General features: G+C 33.7%; 17 protein-coding genes and 1 other RNA gene. All 18 read left to right on the forward strand.

Annotated features, from left to right (window positions below):
• Nucleotides 1-1212 precede the first annotated feature (1212 nt).
• The 18 genes from NP781_RS06120 (at nucleotide 1213) to NP781_RS06205 (ending at nucleotide 18837) form a co-directional block, all read left to right on the forward strand.
• Nucleotides 1213-1992, forward strand: coding sequence for an SDR family NAD(P)-dependent oxidoreductase (locus tag NP781_RS06120; protein ID WP_221680682.1), 780 nt, complete (start codon nucleotides 1213-1215; stop codon nucleotides 1990-1992).
• 106 nt (nucleotides 1993-2098) lie between these two features.
• The gene (locus NP781_RS06125; RefSeq protein ID WP_221680683.1) at nucleotides 2099-2671 is read left to right on the forward strand and encodes a TetR/AcrR family transcriptional regulator; all 573 of its coding nucleotides are present in this window, start codon (nucleotides 2099-2101) and stop codon (nucleotides 2669-2671) included.
• Nucleotides 2672-2907: 236 nt separating this feature from the next.
• Nucleotides 2908-3096 carry a hypothetical protein gene (locus tag NP781_RS06130; RefSeq protein WP_257521758.1) on the forward strand — a complete coding sequence of 63 codons (189 nt, stop codon included), beginning with the start codon at nucleotides 2908-2910 and terminating at the stop codon, nucleotides 3094-3096.
• A 968-nt stretch (nucleotides 3097-4064) separates the two neighbouring features.
• Nucleotides 4065-5195, forward strand: coding sequence for a DUF3419 family protein (locus tag NP781_RS06135; RefSeq protein WP_257521759.1), 1131 nt, complete (start codon nucleotides 4065-4067; stop codon nucleotides 5193-5195).
• Entirely contained in the window at nucleotides 5192-6337 is a 1146-nt protein-coding gene (locus NP781_RS06140; RefSeq protein WP_221680686.1) for a Glu/Leu/Phe/Val dehydrogenase dimerization domain-containing protein, read from the forward strand. Before NP781_RS06135 ends, NP781_RS06140 begins: the two co-directional genes overlap by 4 nt.
• Nucleotides 6338-6485: 148 nt before the next feature.
• Nucleotides 6486-6857, forward strand: coding sequence for a DUF5367 domain-containing protein (locus tag NP781_RS06145; RefSeq protein ID WP_221680687.1), 372 nt, complete (start codon nucleotides 6486-6488; stop codon nucleotides 6855-6857).
• Nucleotides 6858-6868: 11 nt separating this feature from the next.
• Nucleotides 6869-7537, forward strand: coding sequence for an SDR family oxidoreductase (locus tag NP781_RS06150; protein ID WP_257521760.1), 669 nt, complete (start codon nucleotides 6869-6871; stop codon nucleotides 7535-7537).
• Nucleotides 7534-7884: a hypothetical protein gene (locus NP781_RS06155; protein WP_257521761.1), complete on the forward strand. Its 351-nt coding sequence runs from the start codon at nucleotides 7534-7536 to the stop codon at nucleotides 7882-7884. The genes NP781_RS06150 and NP781_RS06155 overlap by 4 nt, the downstream gene beginning before the upstream one ends.
• 460 nt (nucleotides 7885-8344) lie before the next feature.
• The gene (locus NP781_RS06160) at nucleotides 8345-9592 is read left to right on the forward strand and encodes an aspartate aminotransferase family protein (RefSeq protein ID WP_257521762.1); all 1248 of its coding nucleotides are present in this window, start codon (nucleotides 8345-8347) and stop codon (nucleotides 9590-9592) included.
• Between the two features lie 20 nt (nucleotides 9593-9612).
• Nucleotides 9613-10092, forward strand: coding sequence for an SRPBCC family protein (locus tag NP781_RS06165; protein WP_221680690.1), 480 nt, complete (start codon nucleotides 9613-9615; stop codon nucleotides 10090-10092).
• Entirely contained in the window at nucleotides 10092-11201 is a 1110-nt protein-coding gene (locus NP781_RS06170) for an acyl-CoA dehydrogenase family protein (RefSeq protein ID WP_257521763.1), read from the forward strand. Before NP781_RS06165 ends, NP781_RS06170 begins: the two co-directional genes overlap by 1 nt.
• A gap of 618 nt (nucleotides 11202-11819) precedes the next feature.
• The gene (locus tag NP781_RS06175) at nucleotides 11820-12200 is read left to right on the forward strand and encodes a hypothetical protein (RefSeq protein ID WP_257521764.1); all 381 of its coding nucleotides are present in this window, start codon (nucleotides 11820-11822) and stop codon (nucleotides 12198-12200) included.
• 260 nt (nucleotides 12201-12460) lie between these two features.
• Nucleotides 12461-13012 (forward strand): serine hydrolase, encoded by a 552-nt coding sequence (locus tag NP781_RS06180; protein ID WP_257521765.1) that lies wholly within the window; start codon nucleotides 12461-12463, stop codon nucleotides 13010-13012.
• Between the two features lie 346 nt (nucleotides 13013-13358).
• Nucleotides 13359-14609: a ribonuclease H-like domain-containing protein gene (locus tag NP781_RS06185; RefSeq protein WP_257521766.1), complete on the forward strand. Its 1251-nt coding sequence runs from the start codon at nucleotides 13359-13361 to the stop codon at nucleotides 14607-14609.
• A 121-nt stretch (nucleotides 14610-14730) separates the two neighbouring features.
• Nucleotides 14731-15027: a cell division regulator GpsB gene (gene gpsB, locus NP781_RS06190; protein WP_004269307.1), complete on the forward strand. Its 297-nt coding sequence runs from the start codon at nucleotides 14731-14733 to the stop codon at nucleotides 15025-15027.
• Between the two features lie 60 nt (nucleotides 15028-15087).
• An RNA gene (rnpB, locus tag NP781_RS06195) (RNase P RNA component class B) lies at nucleotides 15088-15468 on the forward strand.
• 483 nt (nucleotides 15469-15951) lie between these two features.
• A complete protein-coding gene (locus NP781_RS06200; protein WP_221680695.1) occupies nucleotides 15952-17697 on the forward strand; it encodes a GGDEF domain-containing phosphodiesterase in 1746 nt (581 codons plus the stop codon).
• Nucleotides 17698-17700: 3 nt separating this feature from the next.
• Nucleotides 17701-18837, forward strand: coding sequence for a THUMP domain-containing class I SAM-dependent RNA methyltransferase (locus NP781_RS06205; protein WP_221680696.1), 1137 nt, complete (start codon nucleotides 17701-17703; stop codon nucleotides 18835-18837).
• Nucleotides 18838-18876 lie beyond the last annotated feature (39 nt).

Raw genomic sequence — 18876 nt, forward strand, 5'->3', positions numbered from 1 at the left:
TTACCTATCCTCCTCAGTTTTATAAAAGTATAGAAGGATTAGTCATTATAAATGAGTGCAAAGAGTATGCAAGCGAATAATGTCCAACTATACAACTTAAAACTTTAAAATTCTTCTTCAAAAAATCCTCAGTTTTTTTCTGAATCATTTATTATCTAAGTTTTTTAAAATCATGCGCATAATTCGAATTGTTACCATTACCATACATATCTCCAGCTCCACCCATAATTAAAATAGTACCTTCAGCGTTCGGATCGGTTATTCCTATGGCATCAATTTCTATGTCATTAACGCCACTTTTGACTAGTCTTTTCCCTGCAACTGTTATAAACTCTACTATTACATTTTTAGGTAAAAAATTGCTGCAGGTGCAAAAAACTCAAAAGTAATTGCAGCAATTTAATCGATCCCACCAAATAAAACAATTTGAAATTTCATACACTTACTGTTTTTTTATATCAGACTGAACCATTATATAGTATATGCTTGGTTGTAATTAATGAAATTGTGAATTATTAATGAAAAAACCCTAAGTTGGGGTCATTTAAGAAGAGTAGTTCTCCTTTAATAAGTGATCTTCAACAATTGGTGCGATTCTTGAAGAAGGTTAGCTTTACCTATAGAACTAACAGGGGCTTTCGTGGAATAAGAAGATTTATAATAATCAATCTTTCTTATGAAAAGAGTTCTTAAAAATAAAGAAAGCTATCGTTTTATTAACATATTTATTCAAAACGATAGCTTTTAAAATAGAAATAGTAATCTCTACATCTTTTATATTGGGATTCATAAGTTCACCTTACTATTACTTGTTTCTAGACAATTAAAGTATACAAAAATCGGTGAATTTTTTTGTGCATGCAATTTTGTGAAAATCCCAATAATTATTTTAATTTATAACTAGAATAGGAAAAAATTATCAAATTAAAAAGAAACTTATCTATAAATAAAGAGTGTTAGAGTTCAACTATTGCTTATTTAAATTTATGATTAAGATGTTCAGACACGACCTTTCTTTGCTAAATTCTAATGAATTAATTGAGGTCTTTCCATACATTAATAGCTAAATATATAATTATTTGGAGAAAAGAGTATGTACTTCTTCTAAGTGTGCGATATACTAAAATGTAAGGAATTCCTAATTTTGAATGAGATTTTAGTTGTAGAAACTTTAATATATGTGGAAAAACTTATAAAAGAGAGGACTATAAAATGAAAAAGAAAACAGTTTTATTGACAGGAGCTAGTGAAGGGATAGGCTTGGAACTAGCAAAAATATTTGCTGCAAAAGGTGATAGACTAATTTTGATTGCCCGTAACCATATGAAATTAAATGAAGTGTTTCGAAATCTCAATCAACTTACTGAAGTAATTATAATTGAGAAAGATTTATCAGAAATTGGAGCGGCAAAGGAAATTTATGATGAAATAAAGTCTAAAGGAGAACAAATTGATATACTTGTTAATAATGCAGGGATGGGGTTACAAGGGTATTTTCACCAAATGTCAGAGCAAGAACAGCTACGTATGATTCAATTGAATATTATGACTTTAACTGAACTTACTCATTTATGCATTCAGGATATGCTTAATAGTGGTTACGGTCGTGTAATGAATATAGCTTCTATTTCATCTTTTGTTGCAACACCTAGTATGGCTGTCTATGGAGCAACTAAAGCTTATGTATTGTCTTTTTCAGAAGCATTAAATATAGAACTTCAGAACAAAGGAGATTTTTTAGTAACAACTATTTGCCCTGGACCAACTAAAACAAACTTTTCAAAAAATAATAATATGAATAAATTGGATCAAATAGCAAATATTGTTGGTACCCAACCAGACAAGGTAGCAAAAATAGCTTATAAAACATTAATAAAGAAAAAAATAATTAATATACCCGGTAAACGTTACAAAGCTACTATATTAAGTACAAAGTTATTACCAAGATATATGGTACAATTTTTTATTGGCAAATTGATGCTAAGAAAATGAGATAGTATAAGGTTTGATAGGTAATTGAAAATCGGAATTATCATAATAATTTTAAATAAAGTTAGTTATATAAATAACTAACTTTATCTGAATCGGAGATGTTTTAATGGCGAAACCAATGGGAAAATCAAAGCAGGAATTAGTACAGGCGGCAATGCAATGTTTAGTAGACAACGGGATAGGAAATTTTACATTGAAATTGGTCGCATCATATGCTGATGTAACACAAGGTACTATTTATTACCATTTCAAGACAAAAGAACAAATTCTTTTAGAAATAATTAAATTTATATGTGAGGATTCTTGGGGAAAACTACTTGCAAATGATCAATTCACAATAAGCGCTGCTCTTGAATCTGTAAAAAGTCGTTATGAAAACGATGTATTCTATCATAAATTATTAATTGCATTGGTAGCACTAGGATTTAATAATCGCTTAATAAAAGAACAACTTGGACAAGTTTTAACGAATGAAAATGATAGTTTACTTATTGGTTTAAAAAGAATATGGAAATCATCTCCAATTAAAGGCGTGTCTTTAACAACATGGAGCATTTTTTTTAATGCATTGATTGATGGTATAGCAATACAGCTTGTTACATGTGAAAATTTCCCATTAGATACTTTCTATGAAGAACTAGAAAAAATACTTAATACTATCCATCAATTAGATAATTAATTAGTAATGGAGGATTCACATGAGATATTTTCTATCATGGAGATTTTTAAATTGAGTGAAAACTTAGTTTTTAGATTTGCTGGATAGTAATTCTGTCAATGATCAATGTTGATTAAGTTGTAAAATCAATGGAAAAATATCACGTCTGTAGATGATCTAGTTTCTACTTTAAAAGAGAGTTCCTCTTTTAAAGTAGAAATCACCATAACAAACTTTTTACGAAGGAGGAATCTCTATTGGCTAAGAAAAGCATGATTTTCAACCTACTTCAAAACTTTCTTTTGGAGGAAGAAGTTCAAACAATTTTAGCGGAATTTGATTTTACAGGTACTACAAATAAATGTAAGGTTTCGACACTCAATTGGCGCTGTATCATTCTTCCTCGAATCAATAGATTTAAAACAGGATGGTACTATATGCAGTAGTTAGAATATCTATGTTTTATCATCGTAGCCAATCGTACTTATTTTTCCATCTATAAATCGATCGCTACATCCAATCGAAACAAGATTTTGCCATTGAGTAAAAGGACAATGTCCATTTAAACCGTAGAAAAGACTTTTCCTAAAAAATAATTTTAAGTGGAAAATAGATTATATTTATTTACATTAATTACATTAAATGTTATATTGATGTTAGAGATAGTTAGTTGACTAACTAGAAAGGGGGATAAAAAAAATAATCAGACCTCACATCACCACACCACACCACATCACACCTCATCTAAGAAAGAACTAAAGAAACATACGCTAAAAGTAATCGATTGAACACTTTTCCATGGTTTCAATTAAAAACATGTATAAACATATTGACACGCTTTTGAAAACACTGAAAAGATGGATAAAACTGCTTGTAGATAATGTGAGAATTTAGGCATAGTTTTTAAATTCAAACGAGGGGTCATGAATCACTCTTTGGTCTCTGCGAAAACGGCTGAAAATACTTTGAATCATGATTAAGATCAATAATCACAGAAAATACGTATACGAAACATTCTTCTATAATCAAAAAAATTGTACCTTTTTCGTAATCCAGTACGCCAAGTAAACAAAAACTTTTACTATTTTTATGATTTTGTATTCTTTAAAAATAAACCAGAGTTCAAAACCGCCATATCGAATAGTCCATCTTCAAAATTGTGCTTCAGTTAGGTTCAACTGTTTTACTTTAAGGATAGATGGCGATAGGGTTTTTTTCGTATAGCCATCAGAAATGAAGAGAAACAACATAGTAGTTTTTAATAAACGAAGTGTTTTTCATTTTGAGCACTAGTTGACTTCGTGCATTTCTTTTGCACATTCGATTGTCTGAATAATCACTTTTCATTTGCGTGAATTTCATGAAGGTTTTAGTCTACATTTAATTTAAGAATTAGGGGGATGTATTTAAATCTATGTTTAAATTTTTTAAAGAAGTAATTCATTTAATGAGACAAACTGATGATTCGTGGTTATTGTATACAACCTCTAATGAAGATTCTCAATCAGAGTTAAATGCTTTGAATATAACAGAGACTGATTCTGTTGTATCAATTACTGGAAGTGCATGTAGAAGTTTAGCTTTATTAACAAAAGGTCCTAAAAGATTATATTCTATAGATGCGGATGAAAAACAAAATTATTTAATGGAATTAAAATTAAGTGCCTTTCAACATTTAACTTATGAAGAACTTTTAGCTTTCCTAGGTATATATCATACCAAAGAAAGATTAAATTATTATCAAAAAATTAAAGTTGATTTGTCATCTAATGCGTTGGAATTTTGGAATAAGCATAAAAAAGAGATTGAAAAAGGCATTTTATTTACTGGCAGGCAGGAACTTTTTTATCGTCATATAGTTGGTCCGGGGATAAAACTATTTCACAGAGCGGGAATAAAGGAAATTCTTAATTGTAGAACGATTGAAGAACAAAGAATTGCTTATGAAAAATTAAATAATGGTCGTTGGGAGAAGAATCTAAAATTACTATGCAAGAAGGGGTTTTACAAGCACATTTTAAAAGATCCTAGCTACTTCGTTTATAGCGAGGTGAATTCTTTAGGTGAATTTTTGCATTCCCGACTAGAATACACGCTTAAAAATCATCCGGTTAAAGATAATCATTTGCTTACATTTTTATTAACAGGAAATTACATATATGAACGTTCATTACCGGTTTATTTATTAAAAGAAAATTACGAGAAAATTCGTAAATACGCAAATCGAGTAGAAATTGTAACCAGTCCAATTGATTGTTATTTGAAATCAATGCCAGATAATTTCTTTAATAAGTATTCTCTTTCTGATATTTCAGGCTGGGTTTCTGATAAGCTTTTTGACAAAATTCTTAACGAAATAATTCGTACAGGTGAGAATGAAAGTATCTTTTGTTATCGGAATTTTTTAGCAACGAGAAAAATTCCGGAAAAATATTTTGAACAGATTGAGAGAAAAGAGAATATTATAAACCAGTTAAATAATGATGATCGGTCTTTTGCTTTTACATTTGAAGTTGGAAAACTAAAAAAAGGAAGTGAAAAATGATGTCTGTGTATAAAGTGATTTTATGTGATCCTGAAATTAATTTAGAAGCTTATATTGTTATAGATACTATTGTAAATGGAATGAGTGCAGGTGGTCTTAGGATGACGAGCAACGTTACGTTAGAAGAGGTAGAACAATTGGCTCAAGTGATGACGAAAAAATACATTATCTCTGGAGCACGCATGGGTGGAGCCAAATCAGGAATTGTATATGATCCAGAAAAGCACGACCGAGAGAAGTTATTAAAGAGATTTGCAGAATTAGCGAAGCCATTTTTAACAGAGAATTATTTAATAGGCGAAGACTTAGGAATAACAATAGAAGATATAGAAAATATTTATAAATCAATTTACTTTGACCCAGTCTCAGCAATGAAAAGTAAGCTTGAATTACAAGGAATAAAAGTGGAAGTTCCTCAAGATACAACATTAAATGTACTATTTAATAAGGAAAATTCAATAAAGTTGGTAGGCTCCACTATCATTAATTCGACACTGATGGTTTTAAAAAAGTTAGAGAAGTCTATAGAGGATACCAAGGTAGGAATTCAAGGATTTGGAACAATCGGTCAGGTAAGCGCAGAAGCTATCTATAATCTGGGTGGAAAAATTATATCAATTGAAGATAAAAAAGGATGTATTTACTGTGACAGAGGTTTGGATATTCCTTATTTAATATCAAAAACAGATAAATTTGGAATAATTAATCGTGAAAAAATATTTGATCATTATATATTAAAACCAAATGGAGCATGGTTAGAGGATGCAGATTTGTTAATACCTGCTGCTATTAAACATTCTATAAATGAAACAAATGTAGATAGAGTGAAAGCTTCTGTAATTGTTGAAGCAGCAAACATACCAATTGAAAAAGGTATAGAAAACCTCCTTATAAACGAAGGAACTATTATTGTTCCAGATTTCATTTGTAATAGTGGAGCAGCTGCTTTTTTTGGAATGTTGGCTTCTGGACAAGCAAATTTCGAAGACATATTTGATAAAGTGGAAAAAAATATTAAGTTATCATTGGAAAATATAATGGAAAATACACATAAATATAACGGTAATATAAGGGATGCTGCTAATCATTATATTTTGGAAATGCAAAATAGTCTAGCATCTAGCAAGAAAATAAAAATATGAAAAAAAGATTTTTTCGTATTCCTTTGAATTACAAAGAATCAAGGAAATCGAAAAATACTATATGTATTTCGAAGTGAATAAATTTCTTCACTATTTAAAGGAAAGATTCAACCCGTTGAAATATCAGTTTTTATAGGGAGGTATTAAAATGCCATTTTTCTTTTTATGGGGATTCCTTGTGTGGTTAGGTGCAAGCCTTATTTTTAGGTTTTTAGGTCAAGTTTTTTTTATTCCTGATAACACGTTATTAATTGTATTGTCTTATATTTTTGTCGTTCCGTTGATTCTAGTTCTTACATTTCCAATTTATAAGTTGAAAAAAATTCAAGAGAATGAGGATAGAATAAAAGCCGCTGTGTTTATAGCTCTTCCTGGAATGCTAATAGACTCCGTTGTATTAATCTATTTTGATCAAGTTTTTGTAAATTTGTCTGTCGAAACAGATAGATTTTTCGCATCATGGTTAATGTGGGCATATTCATTAATTCTCTTTACTGGATTCTATAATAACAAAAAATAGGAGGGTTTGCCTTGTATAATAATATATTTATTACTGGGGGAAGTGGGGTACTTGGAACCTCTGTCATTGAGAAACTACATGATTTTAAATTACACTGTTTAGTTCACAATACTCCTTTAAAAAAAAATAATGTTAATACGATTATAGGTGATATACGTTTACCACAATTAGGGTTAAATAACGAAGATTATTTAGAATTGTGTGAAAATATAGATTTGATTGTTCATATGGCTGCACTTACAAATTTTAATATGTCGTATGAAAAAGTTTGTACTACAAATGTAACTGGGACTTTAAATATTTTGCAACTAGCAAAGGATGCAAAAGTACCTTTGTATCATGTTAGCACTGCATATGTTCACAATTTCAATCAAGAGGATTCTTATATTACAAAGGGCAACGGTTATGAGGATTCAAAAATAGAAGCTGAAAGATACTTATGTGACAGTGGTATCCCTCTTACAGTAATCCGACCTTCAATTATTTTAGGTGATTCTAAAACTGGAGAAATTGCTAATCAACAAGGATTTCACTTTATTGCCAAATTATTATTACAAAATCGAATCCCTATTATACCTGGTGATGCTGATTCAAAAATAGACATAGTATCTCAAGACTATGTTGCAGATGTTATTTCTCATTTAATAAGAAGTAACAATAGAGAAGGAGAATTTTTGTGACACTGGGAAATAATGCACCGAAATTGGAGGAAGTAGTCAGTAATATTATACATTCAGGTATAGAAATTACAGGCCAGGCGCTTACAATGCCGAAAATAGTTTCTGGTGAGATATTTGACCGATTAATTAAACCAGTATTTTTACCAAAACTACCCTTTCAATATCGAAGAGAAATAAAAGTGGCATTGTATATGTTTAAGTACATAAATATTAGTGGCTCTTTACCTAGTTCAATGGAATTTCTGAGAGATACCATTGGGATGGAAGAACATCCCGATGTAAGTGGTGTTATATATAGTAATGTAAAGAATATTTTAGAAAATGAATTATTAAAAGCATCTGTATAGGAATATACCTGTTCAATGGATTTAGAGAATACTTTTGTCATATGCATTGTTATCGAAAAAAGTAAGGCAAGAATGATAATTAAGGGCGCGCGATTTAAAAACTAATCTTTTTTAAGCAATTAAATGTAAGTTTTAAAGTATTTTATTTACTAATTCTGGCTGTACGTATAATATGCGAAAAAAGCAAAATTCTCGTCGGTATTGAACTAATCGAATATAACTGTATGAATATTGAGGGAGCTTTAGAGGCTTTGAAAAAGACTAAATGGCACTTGAAAAGACCATATTACATGGAATGTTAAGAGAATATAGCTAAAAATTTCATACATTATATAAGAAAAGTATTCAGTTTATATCTGGTTCAAGCGGTGAATGACTTTTATCGTTTCGCTGAAGTGGCCTAATTAGAACCTTTCATTGCCTAATGATACTAAAATAACATTTCTTAAGGGAGAATCTTATGTGTGAAATTGAGAGAGAAGTTGTAATAAATATGTATCGAGATCATGTGAATAGTGGTTTTGCAAAACTGTCTGAACTAATGCAAGTACCCTTACAAGTTAAGTCCAATGGACCTTATGTGTATGACGAGACTGGAGAGAGATATTTAGATTGTGGAGGATACGGTGTCTTTTTATTAGGTCATTCTCATCATCGTATTATTGAAAGAATAAAGCAACAAATAGATAAGGATGCACTATCAAATAAGCTATTAATAAATCCGGAAATTGGTAAAGCTGCTAAAGCATTAGTAGAAATTACCCCCGAGAGTTTGGATTACGTGCTGTTTTTAAATTCAGGAACAGAAGCAGTTGAAGCGGGTTTGAAAATAGCAAGACTTAATAATCGAAGTACAATAATCTCCACAAAACAAGGCTTTCATGGGAAAACACTTGGAGCACTTAGTGCGACCGGTAGAAAGGAGTTTCAAGAACCTTTTAAACCACTCTTACCTAATGTTTTTCATGTTACATATGGATCGTTGGAAGATCTTGAAGCAACATTAAAAAATCATCAGGCAAATGCAGTTGTCATATTGGAACCTATTCAAGCTGAAGGTGGAGTAAACATACCGCCACAAGGTTACTTACTAGGTGTTAGAGAGTTATGTGATAAATATGAAGCATTATTAATAATTGACGAAATACAAACGGGTCTGGGTAGATTAGGTGATTGGTGGGGGATAAACCAAGAGGGGGTTATCCCTGATATGCTGCTAACAGGAAAAATATTAAGTGGAGGAATTATGCCTGTTTCTGCCGTTCTGGCAAATAAGAAAACATTTGAGCAATTGAATAAAAATCCTTTGCTTCATACCTCTACATATTCGGGAAATGCTTTGGCGATGGTAGCTGTACAAGAAACAATTAGTGTGATTCAAGAAGAGGGTCTTATTTTAAAAGCAAAAATAATAGGAGAAAGATTTCAAAAAAATTTTGAAGAAGTTCTAGAAGAAAATAAAGCCGTCCTTACCGATATACGAGGAAGAGGATTACTATGGGGATTCGAATTTAAAGATAGTGGGCTATCTGGGAGATTTATGATGGGGCTTTTGAAGAAAAAAATCATAGTATCAAATTCCTTAAATTCTAATAAAGTAGTTCGTATTACGCCACCTGCTATTTTAGATGATGAACAAATAGTATATATAGAAAATTCTATCAAAGAAGTAGTGAACCAAATTGCGAATACCAGAGTAAAAATATAATTATACGAAGGAGTTATATGATGGGGAAAATTATAATTACATCTTGTATACCAGCGACAAAAGCACTAGAAACCTATCTTAAAATTTCAGATTTTAGTGAGTATTCAAATTTTATAGATGTGATACGAGATATATCAGTAGAAGTAATAAATGATAATTCAAGTATATCGAAGTGGGAAGTAGATTTTGAAAATGGAGTTCTGTGCTGGAAAGAAAAAGATTCTTTTGATAGGGCTGCGTTAAGAATTAATTTTGAAAAATTCGAAGGTGATATTGATAAATTTATTGGGACTTGGATTGTGTCACAGGAAGAGGAGGATTCAGTAATAACATTTGAAGCAGAATATGATTTGGGCATGTCTTTATTAGAAGATATACTGGATCCAATTGCAGGTGATATTCTTGCACATACAATACAAGAAATATTAAAAGGGCTCTTTGATAATATTCATTTTAGGAGTATTAATATACAGACATTAGCCTTGAAGGAGGAGATTTGATGACACAATTTCTAGCAAAAGAACGTGCGGTATTAGAAAAATATTTCCCGGGTTTTGATGATTACTTAAAATCTTTCACTTTTGAAAAACGTGAAGAAGAAACGGAAATACTCATAAACAAGTTTAGAAACATAAATGGCACTTCTTTGTTGATTCCCAAAAAATATGGTGGTCTTGGAGCCAATATTATTGAAAGTCTATCCATTCAAAGAGCAATAGCAACAAGATCTCCATCGCTAGCAATTGCATATACGATGCACCATTTTTCAGTTGCATCTTTAGTAGAAATTGTTCAATCAAATGGGGACTTAGATAGTGTATTAAAATTAATAGTTGAAGAAAAATTATTATTATCTTCTTGTTTTGCGGAAGGAAACGCAAATAATACTTTTTCTCCTTCAGTAAGTGCTGAAGACATAGGAGAGTATTATATTGTTAACGGTACCAAAAAACCGTGTACTTTATCGAAATCAATGGATATTTTAACAGGTAGTGTAAAGTTACCTGATGGAAGACTTGGTGTTTTCACAATCCCTAAAGATAGTCAGGGTATCGAAGTGAGAGACTTTTGGAAACATTGGATATTAAAGGGTAGTGAGACTGAAGAAATTGTATTAACAGATGTAAAAGTACCAAAAGAGTCAATGTTTGTTGCAGGTAATGAAGAAGAATTGCATCCTTCAATTGTAAGAGGATTAATATGGTTTGAATTAATAGTTTCTACATCTTATATTGGTGTTTGTTCCTCATTAATTGAGAAAGTAATTTCAAAAGGCAGTTTGCCTCCCTATGAAATGAGGAACATGGTATCATTGATAGAGGCAGCGATGAATGCAATTGAAGGTTTGGCACACAAGTTTAGCATGAATTATACTGAAAATGTGTTGTCAGAAGTAATTTTTGTACGTAAAAGTATTGAAGATATTATTAAGGGTGTTGCTTCTGATGCAACAAGACTTTTAGGTGGAATGCAATTTATAACGAATAAAGAGATTTCTTATCAATTATTAGTCTGTCAGTTACTTCATTTTCATCCACCAGCAAAACAAGAGTCTTTTCAAATAATGGATAATTTTTTTGCATATCCACCAGAAAGTGTTTTAAGCTAAATCGAGTATTTTTAAGAGTTTTCCCAATAAACATTTCTGCGTGGAAGGTGTCTAATTGAACAGCGCTTTCAATTATTAGAAAAAATATAATATTGATATGCTCCCCTTAAGGTAGACAGATAAAATATAAAAATCTGATTTATCTTAAGGGGGAGTTTTCTATGTCATTAGTTTACTCTGAAAAGTAGCTTTGAAATAAAGATCTGATGTTTATAAAAAAGATACGATATTTAAAATAAAGTCACGATGATTGTAAAAAGTTACGATTCATTTTTCACAAAGAAACGTTTAATTATTAAGTTTTTCTGTGGGATTCTTCTTTTTCCATTAAATTAAATTTTTGTATTTTCGCACGGAAAAGTGGAACTAATATTTAACAATTTATGCTGTATTGTAATCTGCTTTTGATAAAGAATAACCATAAATACGCTATCCCTTTATCTTGTAGATCGGATGGTACAGTGGATACTGCTTCAGATTTACTTAGGATGTTAAATTAGATAAAGAGGGCTTAAGGAATAAGTAAGTTCGTTCCTCAAGCCCTTTTATGTTTTATAAATATTATTAGTTACGTAAACGAAGGTTACCTTCTAGATTTGTGGGGAGGAGGAAGTCGATTTGCTATTCGATCATATGACGCAGTTTCTTTTTCATTTTCTTGATATTAAGATTTTATCAAGCAAAGCCTTGAGAGCCATTGCTTACTGTTTACCACAAAGGGGGACTGCTAATTTAATGCTTGGAGATCACCAATACAGACTGCCCAAAAATGGTGTTTACCTCTGCTCTGCTGAAAGTGCTCGCATCTTAAAGGTGGATTTAGAGAAGCTAACTACAGTTTACCTTATTACCTTTAATGCCCTCTCTCAAAGTGCAAAGCGATGGGAGACGAATGATGGAGGAGAAGTGATAAATCTTGAACAAACAGAAGAAATCATCCGTCTTTGTAACAGTCTTATGTCGCTGGTAGAGAGTCCCCTTAAAGAGGACATTTTATAAATCCGCATTATGATTATATATTTTGCTTAGATAATGTGACGGATGAGCAGCTGACAGTATTACAAAAGCGAGGGCATGTTTATCGACTTGCGTGGAGTAGTTTATCATGGCGTGAAAAGTTGCTCGAGATTGCGAAAATCCTAGATACAGAGCTGGAAGCAAGGAAATGGTTGTTAGAATACCAGACTGTACAAGATGCCGTTGCTAGCTTAGCGTACACTTCCCCTGAGCACAGTATGTTTTTTTGTTAGTGAGGGGGAATGAAGGATCATCGAGATATTGCAACAAATACAGATGTACTTCGTTTACTAACCGAACATAGACCACAGGCCAATTTTGAGCCAGGTGAAAAATATCAATATAGTAATACAGGCTATGTTTGCCTAGCGATGGTCATTGAAGAAGTATCAGGTATGTCCTATACCATGTTCATGTTACACCATATATTTAAACCGTCAGCCATGCAACGAATAAGGGTCATGAATCGGAGATATCAGCCTGAAAAGGTTGAGGATTTTGCTTTTGGCTATATCCGTGATGTGAATCGTGCATTATTTACCTTTCCTGACGATCTTCCAGGTTATGAATTTGTGAACTATTTAGACGGAATCCAAGGGGATGGAATGGGTCATTCAACGATAATGGACTTATTTTCGATTGACAGAGCGCTTAAAAAATGGTCATTTGCTTTGTGCTTCATCACTAGAATTGGCTATGTCCGCAACTGTAACAAAGGATGGCCAAAAAAACACCATGTGGCTTTGGTTGGTTCATTGATCAATCACCAAAATAGGAAAAAAGGTATTTCATAGTGGTGGTTGGCCTGGTTATTCTACGATGTTATGCCGTTATGTAGAGACTGATTTTACCATTATTATCCTCAATAATGTAGAATGCTATACAGAAGATAACCTGCAGGAAAGCGCGTCAGATTGGTTACATCAAATTGAAGCCTATGTATTTAATTGAAAGTGATACAGTTAGAAACACAGTGGGATTTTTTCCATTGCGTTTTTTATCTTGATTTCGCGGATAGCATAGTTAGCTTCTGCTCCTAAGTCGTGAAAAGCTAGACATAATGACTTTGAATGGGGTAACAATCATGATACTCTTGCAAGAGAGATGTCTTATACAATAAGCAGAAAATGAGTGAAATTCATGTCTTACGAAAATAAAATATTACAAATGAAAAAAATGCTGGGAAAAAAAACGATGTCCGCTAAACAAAAAGTTGAAGAACCAGCGTTCCAAAAACCTGCTAGGCCAAGCTATACAGAGCAATGGAAACAGGCGGGATTAACGGTTGTTGAAAATGATTTCGGCATCGTATTTAAGCGTCAGGTAAGCTATCCGTTTAGCTATCAGCATGGACATTATCAACTGCAATCATTCTTTGAAGCCCTGAAAAAATGGCAAGATGCTGAGTTTGAGCATCCTTATGCGCTCGATATGGAAGAGTCCGTCTTATTTTTTGACACGGAAACAACAGGTTTAAAGGGTGTTGGTACCCATATTTTTTTGCTTGGATTTTTAGAGGTAGCTGAAGAATCCTTTATCCTCACACAATATATTATGGCAGATCCTGCACATGAAGCAGCCTTCTTATTTGAATCCAAGCTTTGGCAAAAGTCAGCTACTGTGATTACCTATAATGGGAAAAGCTTTGATTGGCCACAGCTTGAAACACGATGGACATTGCATCAAAAAACCTTACCAAAATTACGCTCTCAGCGACAGATCGATTTGTTGCATAGTTCGAAGCGTTTATGGAAAAATGATATGGAGCGCTTAAAATTAAAATCTGTTGAGGAAGAAAAGCTTGGTTTTTCGCGTAAAGGGGATATTCCAGGCCATCTCGCACCTATTATTTATTTGGATGCAGTGAAAAGTGGCATTCCAGATGCTCTTATAAAGGTTTTGCACCATAATGAGTGGGATTTACTATCACTTATCACACTGTATAGTCATTCTACGTATTTATTGTTCGAGCAGGACCATGAAGAATCGGCAAAAACTTTCACCAACATTGGGAAATGGTATGGTGATTTAAGAGAAAGCACACAAAGTGTGAGGATTTTAGAAAAGGTGACATCGAAATTTGATGCACTAGAAGCGGGTCATGCTCAATATTATTTAGCTTTGCAGCACAAGAAAAATAAACGCTATAGTGAAGCTATTGACTCATTCGTGGCCTCCCTTCATTTTGTTGAAGCAAGAACAAAGTTACATGCCCTTGAGCAGCTAGCCATACTTTATGAGCACCAAATGAAGGATTATGAGCAGGCCCTTTATTATACGCAAGAAGGCATACGTCTCATTCAAAATAATGGGCAATGGAGAGTAGAACAAAAACAAAAATGGGAAATTTCTTGGGAAAAGAGACTACACAGATTAGGAAATAAGAAATAAATTCTTGGGTAAGCGCATGAAACGACAAGTTTAGCCTTACAATTAGTATTTTCAGACGATATAATGTGATGAAGTATGCTATAATGTATTCGTGTATGTAGTGTGAGGAAGGGCGATGTGAATGGACATTAAATTAACGTCAAAAATGATCCTTGAAAAGGAATTTAAAAAGAACTTTAAAGGCTACAATGTAGAAGAAGTAGATTCTTTTCTTGATGAAATTATTCAAGACTATGAAACGTTTGAAAAAGTGGTGGCCCAACTACGTGAAGAAAATAGACAGTTAAAAGAAGAAATTGAAAGCACACCTAAGAGACAACCGGTTGCTTCAGCGGCAGCTGGTACAACGAATTTTGATATTTTAAAACGTCTTTCTAATTTAGAAAAACATGTATTTGGTAGCAAGCTGTACGAATAAATTTAGTTAATTATATTGTATTTAACATAAAACTCTAGTATAATCTTTCGTATCATCACGAAATTCTGGTAATCGCTGCGGCGCTAGACGTCGTAGAGGAAAGTCCATGCTCGCACGGTTCTGAGATGACCGTAGTGTTCGTGCTTACTGAAAAAATAAGGTAAGGCAGCTATTAAGGCTGACGGCGGAAGGAAGACCTAAGTCCTCTGGATATGGTTGACACTTCCTGAAAGTGCCACAGTGACGAAGCTTGCTTGGAAACTTGCAAGGTGGAACGAGGTAAACCCCACGAGTGAGAAACCCAAATTATGGTAGGGGCACTCTCTAGAAGGAATTGAACGGATAGAGGGACAGAGTTTGCTCTGTAGATAGATGATTACCACCTGATCGTACGAGGCGCAAGCTGTTTGAGTACTCAGGAACAAAACATGGCTTATGGAATTTTTTGATGCTTATCTACGAAATAACAAGCGCTCTCCAATTCGGTGGAGAGCTTTTATTTTGAATTCATGAGGAAAAAGTAACCTTGTTAATCAAGTCTTGGTATGCGCTATACGTTTGAGAAGTATCGCTACCGCTTCTAAGTCACAACATCTGAAAACGGTTATCGCATCAATGTGATGTATTGATCTTGACTGCTCACATATTTTGTAATGTAAGCAAACGCCAGGAATAACAACCACCTCTTTAAATGGTTTATCAGTTGAAGGTGTATGGTTACCTGTTTATCAAGAGAATGCCTCGGCGATTGTCATAGATTTACTTGAGGCGCTTTTCGAGCAAGTTCGAAAAATCTGGACGCATTCATTGCACGAAAGAGAAGCGTCAGTGACAATTACACCGAGCGTAATAGATTACATAGTGGTTGGCCTGACGTAAATGCCCTTCTGAGAGGAGTATAGAGAGATAGGATGGAGCGGAAACATGAACGGAGTAAACAATTGGGAAAGTACGGATAAACTGAAACTGATATCTAAATATCCGACTACCTTAATACTTAAAATCTTCGAAAATGTATCTGAAGGTATCATGATTACTGATGAGTACAAAAAAATAGTAATGGTTAATCCTGCCTTTGAATTTGTGACAGGCTATACATGTGACGATGTGGTTGGAAAAACGCCAGCCGTTTTACAATCTGGTGTACATGAATTGCCGTTCTATTTAGAGATGTGGGAGCAGATACGACAAGAAGGCATTTGGCAAGGTGAGATATGGAATCGTCGTAAAACTGGAGACGTATATCCTGAATGGTTAACAATTGTTTGTGTAACCAACGATGAGGGTGAGGTTACAAATTACTGTGGTATTTTCACAGATTTGTCTGAAAGAAAAATAGTAGAAAATGAATTAGAAAAGCGTTTGCTCACGGATTCATTAACAGATGTATCCAATCGTTTTGCCTATATCGAAAGAATGGATAATCTCTTGGAATCGACTTCTGCTATTTCTCATTCAGTGCAGCATGCGATCTATTTCTTAGATTTGGATCGATTTAAGCAAATTAATGATACATTAGGCCATGCTGTTGGAGATTCAATTTTAATAGAAGTAGCAAATCGACTAAAAAAATTACTGAAAAATAAAGATATTATTGCAAGATATGGCGGAGATGAATTCGTCATTACATTAACGAATGTGAAAAATGTTAAAGAGGCTGCACAATTCGCTGAACAAATTATTAGTAGTATTGAACAGCCAATGATGATAAATGATCAGGAAGTTTTTATTTCAACGAGTATTGGTATTAGCGTTTATCCAGTTGATAGTAAAAACACAGAAGAACTGATCAATTGTGCAGATAGAGCGATGACTTATTCAAAAAAGAATGAATTAAACGGCTATTCCTTCTATTTTGATGAGCTGCAAACAGACGCACAACGAGTGCTATTGCTAGATTCTGAGTTAAGAAGAGCAATAGAAAATCGTGAATTTGAGCTACATTTTCAGCCAAAGATTTCTATGGAAAATGAGCAAATTCAAGGTTTAGAAGCACTAGTCCGCTGGAATAGCGAGAGGCTAGGCTTTGTTTCACCTGCTGAGTTTATCACTTATGCGGAGGATACAGGTCTAATCATTCCATTAAGTGAGCTCATTATCGAAAAAGCATGTGAGGCAGTCATTCAAATGCGACAATATGGTTGGAAAACACCTGTCGCCATTAATATCTCGAGCATTCACTTTAAACAGCAGAATTTTTTGGAGTCGATCCAAACAATATTAGAGCGCTATAATATGCCAGCTAACAATTTTGAAATAGAAGTGACAGAGCGAACGGTGATGAACAGTGCCAATGAGACAGTTAGTAAATTGGTTCGTTTAAAACAATTAGGCTTTAAAATCTCAATCGATGACTTTGGGACTGGCTATTCATCTTTAAGTTATTTAGTTCGCTTCCCATTAGATTGTTTAAAAATTGATCGTAGCTTTATCCAGCATATTGGATCACTCGATGAAAAACAGGCAGTTGTAGATGCGATTATTCAAATGTCCCATCGCTTAAAAATGAAAGTTGTTGCTGAAGGTGTAGAACAAGCACAACAAGTGGATATACTACGTAAAATGAACTGTGATATAATCCAAGGCTATTATTACAGCAAACCACTCCCATTAAACGAATTGATGGAGTTTATGGAGTATTGGGAAATTGAGCATCAAGGAAGGAAATAATCTATGGCAAACTATCAATTAGTAGCTACGTCAGCAATGGGCTTAGAAGCTATTGTGGCACAAGAAGTAAAAGCACTTGGCTATGAAACAACCGTTGACAATGGCAAAGTATATTTTGAAGGCGATGAAACGGCGATTGCGCGTACCAATTTATGGCTACGTGTAGCGGATCGTGTAAAGATTGTCGTTGGGCAATTCCCAGCAAAATCGTTTGAACAATTATTTGAAAGTGTGAAGGCACTCCCTTGGGAGAAGTATTTACCAGTGGACGCTGCTTTTCCTGTTTCAGGAAAGTCCGTAAAATCGAAATTGTTTAGTGTACCTGATTGTCAAGCCATTACCAAAAAGGCAATCGTTGAGCGAATGAAACAGCATTATAAGCGACTTGGCTTTTTGGATGAATCTGGAGCGACTTACAAAGTTGAGGTTTCGATTTTAAAAGATGTGGCGACACTAACAATTGATACATCTGGTGCTGGCCTACATAAGCGTGGCTATCGTCAGGCACAAGGTGAGGCACCATTAAAAGAAACATTAGCAGCTGCACTTGTACAAATTTCAAAATGGAATCCAAATCGTCCGTTTGTTGACCCATTCTGTGGCTCTGGTACTATTACATTGGAAGCGGCGATGTTTGGACAAAATATAGCTCCAGGCTATAACCGTGAATTCATTTCTGAGGAATGGCCATGGATGAAAGCGGCAATCTGGGATACGGTTCGTGATGAAGCAGATAGTTTAGCGAACTATGATCAGCCGTTAGAAATTATTGGTTCCGATATTGATCACCGCATGGTCAGCATTGCGCAAGAAAACGCAATAGAAGCAGGCTTTGGAGAGTTAATCACGTTTAAGCAAATGCAAGCACGTGATTTTACAACACAGTTAACGGATGGTGTCATGATTGGGAACCCGCCGTACGGAGAGCGTATTGGTGATGTGGAAGTAGTGGAACAGGTGATCCGTGATGTTGGGAAGGTCATGAAAAACTATCCAACTTGGTCTGTTTATATGCTATCCTCCATGAAGAATTTTGAAGAATTATATGGACGCCAAGCGACGAAAAAACGTAAATTATTTAATGGTTTTATTGAAACAAATTATTATCAGTTCTGGGGTCAAAAGTCTAAAAGAGATTAACGAATAGTAACGGAAGATAAGATTTTTTCTTATCTTCCG

Origin of the sequence: Lysinibacillus sp. FN11 (genome assembly GCF_024628845.1) — a bacterium.
Taxonomy (GTDB): domain Bacteria; phylum Bacillota; class Bacilli; order Bacillales_A; family Planococcaceae; genus Lysinibacillus; species Lysinibacillus capsici.